The 13,138-nt window shown below is 68.1% G+C and carries 9 protein-coding genes and 1 pseudogene; 8 read left to right on the top strand and 2 right to left on the bottom strand.

What is annotated here, in order from left to right; translation table 11 throughout:
* Positions 1-301 precede the first annotated feature (301 nt).
* From E5P2_RS25055 to E5P2_RS25020, 8 genes and pseudogenes are all read left to right on the top strand, one after another.
* Positions 302-2,671 (top strand): type VI secretion system Vgr family protein, encoded by a 2,370-nt coding sequence (locus tag E5P2_RS25055; protein ID WP_162569800.1) that lies wholly within the window; start codon positions 302-304, stop codon positions 2,669-2,671.
* Between the two features lie 7 nt (positions 2,672-2,678).
* On the top strand, positions 2,679-5,327 hold the full coding sequence (locus tag E5P2_RS25050) for a DUF2169 family type VI secretion system accessory protein (protein ID WP_162569799.1): 2,649 nt from the start codon (positions 2,679-2,681) through the stop codon (positions 5,325-5,327).
* Complete coding sequence (locus tag E5P2_RS25045) at positions 5,324-6,382, top strand: pentapeptide repeat-containing protein (protein ID WP_162569798.1); 1,059 nt, start codon at positions 5,324-5,326, stop codon at positions 6,380-6,382. The genes E5P2_RS25050 and E5P2_RS25045 overlap by 4 nt, the downstream gene beginning before the upstream one ends.
* Before the next feature lie 25 nt (positions 6,383-6,407).
* Entirely contained in the window at positions 6,408-7,046 is a 639-nt protein-coding gene (locus tag E5P2_RS25040; RefSeq protein ID WP_162569797.1) for a DUF3540 domain-containing protein, read from the top strand.
* Positions 7,047-7,060: 14 nt separating this feature from the next.
* On the top strand, positions 7,061-7,456 hold the full coding sequence (locus tag E5P2_RS25035; RefSeq protein WP_162569796.1) for a DUF4150 domain-containing protein: 396 nt from the start codon (positions 7,061-7,063) through the stop codon (positions 7,454-7,456).
* A 16-nt stretch (positions 7,457-7,472) separates the two neighbouring features.
* Entirely contained in the window at positions 7,473-9,125 is a 1,653-nt protein-coding gene (gene tagH / locus E5P2_RS25030) for a type VI secretion system-associated FHA domain protein TagH (protein WP_162569795.1), read from the top strand.
* Positions 9,126-9,176: 51 nt separating this feature from the next.
* Entirely contained in the window at positions 9,177-9,953 is a 777-nt protein-coding gene (locus tag E5P2_RS25025) for a PP2C family protein-serine/threonine phosphatase (RefSeq protein WP_162569794.1), read from the top strand.
* 931 nt (positions 9,954-10,884) lie between these two features.
* Positions 10,885-11,110 (top strand): annotated as a pseudogene (locus E5P2_RS25020) (integrase core domain-containing protein); the annotation flags it as partial.
* Here the strand turns inward: E5P2_RS25020 and E5P2_RS25015 are convergent.
* Together E5P2_RS25015 and E5P2_RS25010 are read right to left on the bottom strand one after the other, a co-directional pair.
* Positions 11,106-11,603, bottom strand: coding sequence for a hypothetical protein (locus E5P2_RS25015; protein ID WP_162569793.1), 498 nt, complete (start codon positions 11,601-11,603; stop codon positions 11,106-11,108). The pseudogene E5P2_RS25020 and the gene E5P2_RS25015 overlap by 5 nt on opposite strands.
* 1,189 nt (positions 11,604-12,792) lie before the next feature.
* Positions 12,793-13,119 carry a hypothetical protein gene (locus tag E5P2_RS25010; protein ID WP_162569792.1) on the bottom strand — a complete coding sequence of 109 codons (327 nt, stop codon included), beginning with the start codon at positions 13,117-13,119 and terminating at the stop codon, positions 12,793-12,795.
* Positions 13,120-13,138 lie beyond the last annotated feature (19 nt).

Genomic DNA, 13,138 nt, shown 5'->3' with positions numbered 1-13,138 from the left:
TCGCGCTGATTTGCTGCGCGGGGTGTGGTTGCCCCACCGATGGGCCGCCCGGCAGGCGGTGCGGGCCGTGCCGGCTTCACTGCGTCGGCACAGCCCGCACCGCCTGCCGGGCTCTGTGGTGGCTCGAAGGCTTGTATTCCTCGGCCGGTTTGACGACCCGTGGTCTTCGCGGGCCTCGGTGCTGCACAACGATTCGATCGGCGCGGCGTGGGTGCGGTCTGAGGAGCGCAGTAGTTCTTGCATCAACCCGGAGCCTTGTGGACGGTGCGGGGTGGACCATCCAAGGGAGAGGACCTGATAAATGGCCGAATACGAATTCAAGATCCAGAGCGACTCCCCAGCCGCCCCAGACCTGATGTTCTGGCGCGTGATCGGCCACGAGACCCTGTCGCGGCCGTCGTTCTACGTGCTCACGGTGCTCTCGAAGAACGAGAAGCTCGCGCACAAGGACATCCTCGGCCATGCCTTCGACGTGGTGATCGAATTCCTCGATGCCGACGGCGCCAAGCACGAGCGCCATTGCCAGGGGCACGCGGTGCGCTTCACGCACGTCGGCGAAGTCGGCCGCTATTTCCGCTACGAGATCTCGCTGCAATCCTGGTTCGGCCTGCTCGCGCGGCGCACCAACTCGCGCATCCTGCAGGAGAAGAAGGTGCTCGACGTGCTCGACGCGGTGTTCGAGGACAGCCCGATCAAGCGCTTCAAGAAGACCCGCACCGACAAGGTCATCGGCACCCACAAGCCGCGGCGCTACTGCGTGCAGCATGGCGAGAGCGACTACGGCTTTCTCTCGCGGCTGATGGAGGACGAGGGCATCTACTACTGGTTCGATGCCCACGACGCGCCCGGCACCATGCACCTGTCGGACACCAGCGACGTTGCGCACGACAAGCTGCCCGTCGCCGACACCCTGCACCACGTCGAGAGCGGCGTGACCGAGGGCCGCTACAACGAGATCACCCGCTTCGTCAGCACGCACCAGTTCGACACCGGCAAGTTCGCCTCCCGCGACAGCGACTTCAAGGCCATCCGCAAGAAGCTCAGCGCCGACAAGGGCGACCCGGACACGCACGAACTCGCCGACCTCGAAGCCTTCGAATTCCCGGGCGGCTACTTCGATGGCGACGACACCGACCACACCGCCAAGCTCCGTCTCGACGAACTGGTCGCGCGCCGCCAGCGCCACTGGGCATTGACCACCTGGCCCGACGTGGCGGCAGGCAAGGCCTTCAAGTTCGCGGGCGATCCCGACGGCACGCGCGACGGCGACTACCTGATCGCGGCCTGCACCTTCGTCGCCACGCACCCCGGCTACGAGAGCCTCGACCTCAAGGAAGAGCCGAAGCCGCTCGGTGCCGTGCTGAAGGAAGCGCTCGCGGACGATGCGGTGAACGCCGACACGCGCAGCGCGCTCGCCGAACTGATCGACAGCGCGCCCGCATTGCGAACCGGCATGCCCGGCACCAGCGCCTTCCTGCTCACCGTGACGCCGCTCGACATGCTGTTCCGCCCGCCGCGCCTCACGCCGCGCGTCACCATGCCGGGGCCGCAGACCGCGATCGTGGTCGGCCCGAAGGGCGACGAAATTCATGCCGACGATTTCGGCCGCGTGAAGGTGCATTTCCACTGGGACCGCTACGACGAGAGCAACGAGAAATCCACCTGCTGGGTGCGCGTGTCGCAGCCCTGGGCCGGCAAGGGCTGGGGCGGCTACTTCATCCCGCGCATCGGCCAGGAGGTGATCGTCGACTTCCTCAACGGCGACCCCGACCGTCCGATCATCATCGGCCGCCTGTACGACGACGACCAGCCCAAGCCCTTCGACTCGCACACGCAGAGCGGCTTTCGCACGCGCTCCACGCCCAAGGGCAGCGCCGCCAACTGCAACGAGTTCCGCTTCGACGACAAGAAGGGCTCGGAGCAGGTTTTTCTGCATGCCGAGAAGAACCAGGACATCGAGGTCGAGAACGACGAGACGCACTGGGTCGGCCATGACCGCAAGAAGACCATCGACCACGACGAGACCAGCCACATCAAGAACAACCGCACCGAGACGGTGGACGTCAACGAGAAGATCGACATCGGCAGCAACCGCACCGAGACCGTGGGCTCGAACGAGAAGATCACGATCGGCGCCGACCGCACCGAGACCGTGGGCGGCAGCGAGAGCGTGACCATCGGCGCCAACCGCAGCCTCACGGTCGGCGCCAGCGAGACCGTCAACATCGGCGCCTCGCGCACCGAGACGGTGGGCGCGGGCATCACGCAAACCATCGGCGCCGGCGTGACGCAGACCGTCGGCGCGGGCATCACGCAGACGGTGGGCGCCGCCATCAACGTGACCTCGGGCGGGCCGATGACCTTCATCGCGGCCGGCGGCTTCAACGTCATCGCGCCGGGCGGCACCAAGATCGTCGACTTCCAGCTCGGCCAGATCGGCGGCCAGAACCAGATCGGCTATGCGTTCCAGTTCAACTTCTCGGGCATCAATCTCGAAGCCAACATCGTCAAGGGCGAAGCCACGGCCTGCACCAATGCGGCCATCGGCATCAAGACCGAAGTGGTCGGCGTCGAGACCGTGGGCGCGACCGCGGTGCAGAAGGCCTCGGCGCTCGAAGCGCTCAGCAACGCGACCGGCATCGAGATGGACACGCTGAAGATCTTCCTGTGAGGCACGCGTGAAAGTCATCAAGGCCTTTCCCGTCTCGCTGGTGACGCGCTGCTTCGAGTTCCGCGGCCGCACCTCGCTGGGCGTGTCGGCGCTGTTGATGGTGGCCATGGGCGAGGCGCGCAAGCTGTGGACCGAAAAGGACCTGTGGACCTTCTGGGCCACGCGCGCCGAGGCGCAGTGGCCGCTGGAAGAAGGCATGCCGCGCGTGCGCAGCGAATACCTGATCTCGGGTTCGGCCTACACCCATGGCAAGGACCGCACGGCCTGTGCCGTGGCCGCGCAGGTGGGCGCGCTGCGCAAGCAATTGATCGTGCACGGCGAGCGCTACTGGGACGGCAATGCGATCTCGCCCGCGCAAGCCTTCGCCAGTCTGCCGCTCGGCTGGTCGCATGCGTGGGGCGGGCCGGCGCTGCCGGAGAACCCGCTCGGCATGGGCATGGAAGACCACGAACTCGATGGGCACCGCATCCGCCTGCTGCCGCGCATCGAGGATCCGCGTTTCGCGCTGAACTCGCGCGAGGCCGTTGGCATGCCGGCCGGCTTCGGCCCGCTCGACGGCATGTGGCCGCAGCGCGCAGCCAAGCGCGGCACCTACGACCAGCGCTGGATGACCGAAGAGTTTCCGGCCGTGGCCTCGGATGCCGACTGGACCACCTTCAACAGCGCGCCCGAGGACCAGCAGCAGGCCGAGCCCTTCAAGGGCGACGAAGCCTATGCCTTCCACAACCTGCATCCCACGCAGCCGCTGTTGCAGGGGCGGCTGCCTGGCTTGCGCACGCGCGTGTTCGTCACGCAGCGGCGCGCGGGCGAGGAGAAGTTCAGGGAAGTCCGCATGCGGTTCAACACGCTGTGGTGCTTTCCGGACGCGGAGCGCGCGATCCTGATCTTCCAGGGCATGCACGAGATCGCCGAGGACGACGGCGCCGACGTGGTCCATGTGCTGGCCGGCATCGAGGACCTCGATGCGCCGCGTCCTGCCGCGCATTACCTCCATGTGCGCGACAAGCGGCTCGACAAGGAGAACGGTGCGCTCGAATCCCTGCGCGAGGACGACCTGATGCCGGCCGATCTCGTCGTGCCGCTGTTCGACCTGACGCCGATCGAGAACCGCGCGCTGGTCCGCGGCCAGCGCCGCGCCGAAGCCGAGCGCGTGGCGGCCCGCGCGGAAGTCGCGTCCTACGGGCTCGACCCCGATGCCGGCCATGCGCCCGCGGTGAAGGGACCGCCGCAGCCCGAGGTGAAGACGCTCGACGACCTGATCCGCCTGCGCGCGCAGATGGAAACCCAACGCATCGAACTCAACGCCCAGGCCGAGAAGGACAAGGCCGCGATGCTCGCGGACGTGAAGAAAGTCTTCGCGGAACAGAACAAGGACTTCGGCGTGATCGAGCGCGAGATGGCCGGGCTCGAAACACGCGGGCCGCCCAAGCCCTTCGCCGCGGCGCTGGTCGAGGACTTCAGGAGGTTCGTCGAACTCGGCAAGGCCCACAAGGGCGACGTGCGCGAACTCGAAGACATGCTGGCCGACGAGAAGCTGATCGCGCAGTGGCACGACGGCGACAAGAAGCAGTTGCAGGCCTATCGCGCGATGGCCCACTACCAGCACGCGGCCGACGGCGTGGCCGGCAAGGCCTCGACCGCATTGCGCGCGCGCGTGAGCGCCCACCATGCGCACAAGGGCAGCTTCGCGGGCTGGGACCTGACCGGTGCGAACCTCTCGGGCCTCGACCTGCAGGGCGCCGATTTCCAGGGCGCGCTGCTCGAAAGCGCGAACCTCACGGGCACGCTGCTGGCCGGCGCCAACCTCTGCGACGCCGTGCTCGCGCATGCGACGCTGCTGTCCACGCAATGCCAGGGCGCACGCTTCGACCGTGCCAACCTGGGCGCCGCGCGCATCGAGAAATGCGACTTCGGCGGTGCCAGTCTGGTGGGCACGGGGTTCCAGAAGGCGCGCCTGCACGAGGTGCGCCTGCGCGGCGCGAAGCTCGACGGCGTGCGCTTCGACGAGGCCGTGATGGTGGCGCTCGATTTCGGCGAGGCCACGTGCGAGGCGATGCTGGTGTTCTTTCGCCGCGACCTGCGCGGCTGCAGCTTTGCCGGCGCGCGCTTCGCGCAATGCAGCTTTGTCGAATGCGAATTGGGCGGCGCCGATTTCTCGCAGGCGCAATTCGCCAAGTGCGCCTTCGTCAGCGTGCGTGCCGAGCGCGCGTCCTTTCGCGGCTTGCGCATCGCGTCGGGCTGCTTCGCGCAGCACTGCATGCTGACGGGCACCGACTTCGACGGCGCGCACTTGCCGAACATCAGCTTTCGCGGCGCGGCGCTCGCGGGCTCGCGCTTCATGCAGGCGCAACTGCAGGGCGCGGACTTCAGCGAATGCGATCTGGCCCGAGCGGACTTTCGCCAGGCCGACTTGCGCCAGGCGCGCTTCGTGCGCGCCGAATTGAAGCAGGCGCAACTGAGCGCAGCGAACCTGCAGGAAGCCGTCTTCCAGCATGCAAGGCTCGAAGCCACCGACTACCGGCGGGCCAATCTGTTCCAGAGCGATTTCGCGCGCGTGCGCCTCGGCGGCGGCGAGCGTTTCGACGATGCGCTGATCACCCGCATGCGCACCTATCCGCGCCACCGGCCGCCGGCCGGCGCCACGAGCCCGTCATGAACCGCGCCGAGGTCTTGCGCCATGTGCAGAACGCCGAGCCGGTGATGGGGCAGGACCTGTCGGGCATGGACTTCGAAGGCGCCGACCTGTCGGCGACGCTGTTCGACGGCTGCACCTTCCAGGGCACCCGCATGGCCGGCGCCGACCTGTCGGCCAGCCAGCTGGTGCGCTGCAACTTCGTGCGCACCGACCTCGGCGACTGCCGCGCCTTCGGCACCACCTTCTTCGAGACCCGTTTCGAGCGCGTCGTGATGGTGGGCGCTCAGCTGAACAATGCCTCCTTCTTCCAGTGCGCGATCGCGGGCCTGGCGCTGACGGGCAGCACGCTCGATTTCGTGACCTTCTCGCAGTGCACGGTCGACAAGCTGCTGTTCAAGGATGCTGCATTGGAAAAGGTCACGATGGCCAGCTGCACGACCGCGATGATCGATTTCTCTGCCGCCACGCTGGAGCGCTCGGTGCTGCTCGAATGCGACCTGCGCCACTGCAAGTTCGAGGGCACCGCGTTCTCCAACGTGGTGCTGCTCAAGTCCAACCTGGCCGGCAAGAAGCTGGCGCACCACAGCTTCGTCAACACCCAGTTCATCGGCGCCGACCTGCGCGGCTGCGACTTCTCGCAGGCGCGCATCGCGCAGGCCAATTTCCAGGGCGCGCAGCTGGCCGAGGCGCGCTTCGAGAAGGCGCATGCGCCGAACGCGATCTTCATGGAGGCGGATGTGTCGGGTGCCTGCTTCGACCACGCGGTGCTCAGGCAGGCGATCTTCGCCGGCGCGCGCGCGTCGAAGGCGAGTTTCCGTTCGGCCGATCTCTACCAGAGCAACTGGGCGAACGCGGTGCTGCCGGGCGCGGTGCTCAGCGGCTGCGACCTGACCTATGCGGACTTCTCGCATGCCGACCTGAGCCAGGCCGACCTGCGCGGCGCGCAGATGTTCCGCGCCAAGCTGCATGCCGTGACGGACCCGGGCGCGCAGTACACCGACCGGCCGCGTGCGCTGGAAAGCGAACCCGAATTGCTGGCCGCCGAGCAATGGCGGCCGGTGCCTTTGCCCGGATGACGCCCGGATGACGATGGAGCATTGAATGAGCACACGAGACGAGCCCCTGATGCAGCTTTGCGCGATGCCCCTGCACGGCGTCGGCACCGTGACGGCGATCGACCACAGTGGCCTGTGCACGCTGCGCACGGCACAAGGCGAGCAGGTCGCCAGGCAGGCGGCGAGCTGCCTGCTGGCGCCGCAGGCCGGCGACCGCGTATGGTTCGCCGGCGATCTCGAACAGGGGCTCTACGTGACCGCGATCCTCGAGCGCGGCGATCCGGCCTCCGAGGCGCGCGTGCGGCTGCCCGCGCACGGCACGCTCGAAGTCGCCGAAGGTGCGCTGACGCTGCGCGCCGATGCGCTGCACCTCGTCGGCCGGCAGCAGCTCACGGTGCAGGCGGATGCGGCCGCGCTCTGCGTCGGCAAGCTCACCGGTGTCGGGCGCGAGGCGACCTGGTCCTTCGGCCGCATCAAGCTCATCGGCGAGCTGATCGAATCCTTTGCCGAACGCGTGATCCAGTTCTCGCGCTGGAGCCAGCGCACGGTCGACGGCATCGACCAGGTGCGCGCCAGCCAGATCGACTACCGTGCGGACCAGACGATGCAGCTTCAGGCGGAGAATCTGGTGGCCAATGCGACCAAGCTCGTCAAGGCCGACGGCGATCAAATACATCTCGGATAGGAAGGGGCGGCTTCATGTTCGCGAATTGCCAATTGATGGGAACCGACCTCGCGTTCCCCGACGTCTGCCTCACGCCCAGTCCCGTGGGCCCGGTGCCGATCCCTTATCCCAACATCGCGATGGGCCCGACGGCCGTGCCCAATGTGCCGACCATCCTCTTCATGGGTGCGCCGGCGCACAACATGGGCACCACCATCCCGATGACCAATGGCGACAACGCGGGCGTCGCGACCGGCGTCGCGTCGGGCATGGTGATGGGGCCGAGCCGCCATCTCACCGGCGCCTTCACCGTGCTGCTCAAGGGCATGCCGGCCACGCGCATGACCAGCGTGTCGCTGCAGAACAGCACCAATGCGCCGGGCTGCCGGCTGGTGCCGAGCCAGGTCAAGATCCTGATGCTCGCGCCATGAACGGGGAGCACGCATCGTGATCAAGTTGGCCGTGGTCAGCCTGCGCGGCGCGCCGGTGGCGGCGCCGCGCAGCGCGCAGTTCGGACCGGACGGCGGCACCATCGGCCGCGGCGACAGCAACACGCTGGTGCTCGACGACCCGGACCGCACGGTCTCGCGTGTGCATGCGCAGGTGCTGTGCCGCGGCACGCAGTTCTTCGTCGTCGATCGCGGCAGCAACCCGATGGGGCACAACGGCCAGCTGCTCGGCGCCGGCCGCGAAGCCGCGCTGGCCGATGGCGACCGGCTGACCATCGGCAGTTTCGAGCTCTCGGTGCAAGCGGTGCGGGCCGCGGCCGATCCGCTCGATGCCTTCGCGGCCGCGCCTGCTGCGTCGAGCGACGTCGATCCGTTCGCCGACTTGCTTGCGGGGCTCGGACCCGCGACACCGCCTGCGCCCGTGCCCGCGCGCGGCGCGCCGCCGGCCGGCGCCGCCGTGTCGGCTTCGTTGCCCGATCCGTTCGCAGCCGGCGCGGCTGCCGGGGCGGCCGATGATCCCTTCGCCGATCTGCTCGCACCTGCGCCGTCCGGCGCCGCGAAGCCTGCGGCAGGCCTGGGCGCGCTCGACGATTTCTCGGACCTCGGCGCGCCGCCGGCCGGCCGGGCCGCGGGCATCGATGCGCTGTTCGGCGGCAGCGCCGGGCCGGGCGGCCTGGGCGGCGATCCGCTGGCGCTCTCGCCGCTCGCGGACCCGCTGCGGCAGCCGAACACGGCCGGTGGGCTCGATCCGCTCGCGGCCTTTCAGGATCCGGCGCCTGTGGCCAAGGCGCCGCGCAGCGACCATCTGCCGATCGGGCAGTTCGGCTACGTGCCGCCCGCAGCGATGGCGCCGCCTGCCGCGTCGTCCCTGCTGGACGATCTCGCACCGCCGCCGGGTGGTGCATTGAAGTTCGACGACATGACCGGATTGCCGATCGCGGCGACGCCGATCCCTGCGCCCGTGCCATCGCCCGTGCCGCCGCCTGCGCCGATCGCCGCGCGGGCACCCGCGTTCGCGCCGATCTCCGCAACCGCTTCCGCCGCTTCATCAGGCGCGGCGTCCGATGCGTTGCTGGCTGCGTTCCTGCGCGGGCTCGGCAGCACGCACCAGATGCCGGAGGTACTCACGCCCGGGATGATGGAGCGCATCGGCGTGCTGCTGCGTTCGGCCACCGAGGGCACCTTGCAGCTGCTGCTCACGCGCCAGGAGTTCAAGCGCGAAGTGCGGGCCGAGGTCACCATGATCGCGGCGCAGGCCAACAACCCGCTCAAGTTCTCGCCCACGGTCGAGGTCGCGCTTGCGCATCTGCTCGGCCCCGGCGTGCGCGGCTTCATGCCGGCCGAGGCCGCGATGCGCGATGCCTTCGACGACCTGCGCGCCCATCAGTTCGGCGTGATGGTCGGCATGCGCGCGGCGCTCGCGCACGTCATCGAGCGCTTCGGGCCCGACGAGCTCGAAAAGAAGATCGCCGCCAAGTCCGCGCTCGACAGCCTGTTCGCCGCCAACCGCAAGGCCAAGCTGTGGGACCAGTTCATCGCGCTCTACGCCGGCATCGCGAGCGAGGCCGAGGACGATTTCCATGCGCTGTTCGGCAAGGCCTTCATCGAGGCCTACGAGGCGCAGATGGCGCGGCTGAAGTCCGGCGGCTGAATCGAAGCAAGCGCAAGAAGGAAAGCAAGAAAGAAAGAAGGAGGAGGCGCCGTGGAAATCGAGATCGTCACCTTGACCAAGCAGGGCGGGCGGCCCTACAACGAAGACGTGTTCGGCCAGTGGAACGACGGCCGCTTTGTCGCCTGCCTGGTGGCCGACGGCGCGGGCGGCCACGGCGGCGGCGACGTGGCCGCGGCGACGGTGCGCGGCAGCGTGCTCGGCGGCTTCGCGGCAGGGCCGGGGCTTGGTGGTGAGGGGCTGCGGCTGTTGCTGGAGCAAGCCAATCGCGACGTGGTGGCACGACAGGCCGAAGGCGGCAAGTTGGCCGCGATGCGCTCGACCGTGGTGCTGGCCGCGATCGATCTGCACGACCATCTGCTTGCGTGGGCCCACAGCGGCGACAGCCGGGCCTACCTGTTTCGCGCCGGCGCGCTGGTCTCACGCACCGTCGACCACAGCCTGGTGCAGCAACTGGTCGACGGCGGAATGATCGACGAGGAAGGCGCGCGCCTGCATCCGCAGCGCAACATGCTGCTGTCGGCGCTGGGCTCGGTGGACGAAATGCCGGAGATCAGCGTTGCCGCGCCGATGGCGCTCGAGGTCGGCGACGTGGTGCTCCTGTGCAGCGACGGCGTCTGGGAACCGCTCGGCGACGAGTGCCTGCGCGAGACGCTGCAGGCTTCGCGCAATCCGAGCCAATGGGTCGAGCAGATCGATGCGCAGATCAAGGCGCGTGCGAAGCCGGGGCATGACAACTACACGGCGGTGGCGCTGTGGTTGCATCCGGATGATGAGGATGTGACCCAGCTTCTCGCTCCGTCCCCCTGACTGGCTCCCGTCCCCGGACTTGCGCTCTCTCTCCCCCTGGGAGAGAGCTGGGGTGAGGGCGCCGGGCCCGTGAATCGCTACGGCCCCTGATGCACCCACCGACAAGCCGCCGCCCACACCAACAGCGTCGCACCCATCTCCCCCAACTCCGACAGCTGATGGCTTGCGCGGCGCGCTCGGCGCGTTCTGCGACTTCGCGGACCAGGATGGGCGAAGAGGTCCGCAGATCCAACCGGCCTCGGCCATCCACTCGCAGTTGCGGCAGGCGTACCAACAGGTCGCGCAGCGGCGTCTCATGCTCGGCCCGGTGGAGGCCCGGAGCCTCGAAGCTGCCACCTTGCCAGGGGCTTGCACGGGCTTTGCTGTTGATTTGCGCATCCGGCCAAGTTTCCAAAGACTTGGTCGATGAATCCATAGACGATGAATCTATATTGGCAAACCATGTCGCGGTAGATCACAGTCGGTAGAACTCGGTGAGTTGCATGTGACTTGCATCAGCCAGATCGAACGCGGCTTGAAGAATCTGTCGCTGTTCAACGCCAGCAGCGCCAGGCGGGCGGGGCGCTGATCGCGAGATTTCGTTTGCCACCATCCCTTTGTAGATCAGAGGAAGCTTGGCGCTCCGTTGTGGTCGTTAAGAGGTGGCGACGAGCGGTAGTTGTGCAACGGAAGCGGCCGTCGACTCCGATACTGCGACGGGCCGGACCCTGCCAGGAGCCGACATTGAAGGAGCGACGACACCATGACCTACCGAGTTGAGCAAGATGCGTCGCGTCGCCAGGAGTTTGGTGGTGGTGCAAGGGCAGGAACCTGAGCAATCCGAGGCGTGGCCAGCAGCAGCGCGTGGCCATCACGCGCATGCATCCCAGGGTGGTGCTTTTCGACCGGGGACCTCTTCTGCATTCCCCTGAACAACGACATCGTCGGTCTGGGCATGCGCATCGATTGCGTGATGACCGACAACGGCGCGGGCTACAAGAAGATCTTCCAGGCCGCCTGCGACGAACTTGGCATCCGGCATGTGCGAACCCGGCCCTATACCGCCCAGGTCCAATGGCAAGGCCGAGCGCTTCGTACAGACCAGCTTGCGAGAGTGGGCCCATGCCAAACTCCATGAGAGCTCAGCGCAGCGCGAAGCTGCCTTGCAGCCCTTCATCCAGGCGAACATCGTGTGAGGTCTGAACCGGCCACCGAGCCGGTAGTCACGTAACGGATGAGTTCGAGTGGATGCGTGCTGATTTTGACTACCGACCCCCGCCGCCCCTGGGCCACCCCCAGCGCCAGCACCGCCTCCACCGCCAGCACCAGCACCGCCTCCACCGCCTCCAGCACCAGCACCGCCTCCAGCACCAGCACCGGCTCCGCCGCCTCCAGCAGCACCGGCTCCGCCGCCTCCAGCAGCACCGGCACCGGCACCAGCACCGGCACCAGCACCAGCACCAGCACCAGCACCAGCACCAGCACCGGCTCCAGCACCGGCTCCAGCGCCTCCAGCACCCGCTCCGGCTCCAGCGCCTGCACCGCCTGCACCTGCACCTGCGGCACCGCCCGCACCGGCACCAGCCGCACCGGAGCCAGCCGCACCGGAGCCAGCCGCACCGGAGCCAGCCGCGCCGGAGCCAGCCGCGCCGGAGCCAGCCGCACCGGCACCAGCTCCCGCGCCCCCGCTGGCGCCAGTCCCGCTACCTCCGCCGCCCGCCGCGAAGACCCATCGGTCGTTCTTGCTCACGTCCGGGCCCCCCCACGCCAAAGGGTTTTGGGTGCTCCGCGGCGCCGGCCGCGATGGCTGTGCAACCAGGTTGACGGCACGTGCCGCGCACGGCGTTTCGCCGTAGGGGTTGTAGCGGTCGCATTCGCTCGAAGGAACTGTGGAGTGCGGCGAGACGGTCTGGATCGGTTGCGCAAGCATCGGACTGGCTCGCGATTCGACCGCGGTCGGCGGTACCGGCGCTGGGGTAGGTACAGACGCGATGCTCGGCGGCTCGTTCCGCTGCAGCGGTGCAAACGTACGCGCCTCAACCGGAGCCTGCCGGACTTCCGCCGCTGTGACGGACCGTGTCACTGCAGGCATCTTCGCCGGCGGTTGCACTCTCACCGTGGCGACCTGTCGAGGAAAAGTCGGTGGGGGTGGGGACGCGAGTCCCTGCGATGGCGCGGGGTCATCGATGGCCGAGGGCGTCGCGGATGCCTCTGCCGGCACCGGCTCGGTCGGGATGATCACCAGGGCGCCTCCGGAGGTGCCATGCCCGGGTGACGGAGAGGTCCGCGAGTCCACTGCTTCCTCGTGGGCGCGCGGTGGTTTCGGCGCTCGGGCGACTTCGGCCTCTGGCGGTGGCGATGCCGCAGGTTGTGTCGAGACAGAGCGCGGGTTGGCTGGTGCGCCAGTCGCGGTGCCGGCTGCCGGCCAGGGCGATGCCGATGACCGAATGTCCGCGCCGGGTGGCGTCAGCGACGATCCTTCCGTGGCCGACCGCCCCAGGTACCAGAGCACGAACGCTACGAGTAGCGCTGGCACCAGCAGGAGCCACACGAGCGAGGTATCGGCGCCTTCGCGCCGCTTGCGCGCGAAAGGGGGCGAATCCAGCGCCGTGGTCTGCGCGGCCCCTTCGCCGGGGTCGGTCCAACCCGGGCCGACCGCACGCAGATTTCCCATCGTCGCGAGCTTTTTTGCGCAGCCCCGGCAGTATTTCGCCGTGTCCCGATTGAGCGTCCGGCAGGCATCGCAAACCCTCGTCATCTGGTGTGGCTGGATGGCCGGCCCGGGTGGTTTCCAATCGCTCCAATCGGGCTCGCCGGACTTCCTCTTGGCTTGGCTGGCAAGGTTTGGCATAGCAGGACCCTACTGGGCCGTGACGCGAGAAATGAGGGCCCTCGCGCCCGCCAGCGAATTGATCACAAGCCAGAACGCCACGAGGTCCCAGGCCTGCGCCCAGCGATGCCACAGGTTAGGCTGCGTAGCCTGCGAGTCCTCCAGATCGGCCGCGTAGTACGCCGGCAGCTTGTGATGGCAGCCCTTGCAAAAGCGCGGAGCGCCGAGATTGATGGTGCTGCAGGCTTCGCAAACTTCTGCCTGGATCACACCCGTGCGCAGTAACGCAAGGTCGATCACGGTTCCGAAAGCGACCGCATCCGACGGGCGCGCGTTGAAGATGGCAGTTGTCGTCATGGCTTGTCCTCGCGAGAGT

This window comes from Variovorax sp. SRS16 (genome assembly GCF_901827165.1).
Lineage (GTDB): Bacteria > Pseudomonadota > Gammaproteobacteria > Burkholderiales > Burkholderiaceae_C > Variovorax.
Note: the sequence above shows the minus strand (reverse complement) of the source record. Positions and strands in the feature narration are given on the sequence as shown.

Excerpts from the sequence above, each read along its gene's own strand:
- E5P2_RS25055 (WP_162569800.1), top strand. The coding sequence starts at position 302 with ATGGCCGAATACGAATTCAAGATCCAGAGCGACTCCCCAGCCGCCCCA.
- E5P2_RS25045 (WP_162569798.1), top strand. The coding sequence starts at position 5,324 with ATGAACCGCGCCGAGGTCTTGCGCCATGTGCAGAACGCCGAGCCGGTG.
- E5P2_RS25040 (WP_162569797.1), top strand. The coding sequence starts at position 6,408 with ATGAGCACACGAGACGAGCCCCTGATGCAGCTTTGCGCGATGCCCCTG.
- E5P2_RS25035 (WP_162569796.1), top strand. The coding sequence starts at position 7,061 with ATGTTCGCGAATTGCCAATTGATGGGAACCGACCTCGCGTTCCCCGAC.
- E5P2_RS25010 (WP_162569792.1), bottom strand. The coding sequence starts at position 13,119 with ATGACGACAACTGCCATCTTCAACGCGCGCCCGTCGGATGCGGTCGCT.